This window comes from Deinococcus planocerae, assembly GCF_002869765.1.
Taxonomy (GTDB): Bacteria; Deinococcota; Deinococci; order Deinococcales; family Deinococcaceae; genus Deinococcus; species Deinococcus planocerae.
This window is the reverse complement of the sequence record NZ_PNOR01000092.1, coordinates 1-964: the sequence shown is the minus strand read 5'-3', so window position 1 is coordinate 964 and position 964 is coordinate 1. Positions and strand designations below refer to the sequence as shown.

Sequence of the window (964 nt, the reverse complement as noted above, 5' to 3'; positions counted from 1 at the left end):
CGGCACCCGAAGGAGAAGCGCATGACCCTGAACACCGACCGCCTGTCGCACCGCCTGTCCTGGCCCGGCATCTTCGCCGGGCTGGTGCTCGGCTTCGTCACCACCCTGACCATCCTCGCCCTGGGCTTGGTCATCACCGCGCTGACCGGCATCACCCTCACCGGCACCGGCATTCAGGCCGCGATCTGGACCGCCCTCGCCGCCCTGATCGGCGCCTGGGCCGCAGGCCGCACCGCCGTGCGCGCCAGCGCCCCCGCCACCCGCAACACCGACGGCATCGCCGCCATGAGCCACGACGACGCTTCGCTCACCGGGCTCGTCACCGGCGGCCTGCTCGTCCTGCTCACGACGCTGCTGACCTACAACGTGTTGAGCAGCCTGCTGGGCACCGCCACCAACGTGCTCGGCAACGTGGCGGGCACCGTCACCAACGCGGCGGGCAACGCCGCCCAGAGCGGCAATGTCCAGAACGGCCTGCAAAACTTCATCAACGGGGTTGACCAGCAGGACGTGGCGGCCTTGATCGCGCAAAACAGCCCCAGCCTGAACCAGACGCAGGTGAACGCCGCCGCCAACGTGGTGAGCAACATCTTCCGCCGCAGCGCGTATGACCTGGGCAACCAGAACCTGTCGACCATCACCGACTTCATTCCGGCCCGCGTGCAGGCGATCCAGAACGCGCTGACCGGGCAGAACTTTCAGGCCCGGCTCCAGAACCAGGGGCTGAGCGCGGCTCAGGCGCAGGAAGTGCGCACGGTGGTCTCCAACGAGATCAACCGCCTCCAGCAGCAGGGCCAGCAGCTCGCCCAGACCGCCGAGAGCGTCGCCCGCACGACGGCCCGCAACACCGGGCTGGGCTGGCTGCTCGCCTCGGGGTTGACCCTGCTGTTCTCGCTGCTCGGTGCCCGTGGCGCCGCCACCCACCGCGCCATCGCCGCCCTCCCCGTCGACAACAACCTCCGCT

The 964-nt window shown here is 69.6% G+C and carries 1 protein-coding gene; it reads left to right on the top strand.

Translation table 11 applies throughout. The features are described from left to right. Nucleotides 1-21 precede the first annotated feature (21 nt). Nucleotides 22-964, top strand: a 943-nt coding sequence (locus tag A7B18_RS21100) for a hypothetical protein (protein ID WP_102128616.1), incomplete at its 3' end; no start/stop codon positions are given.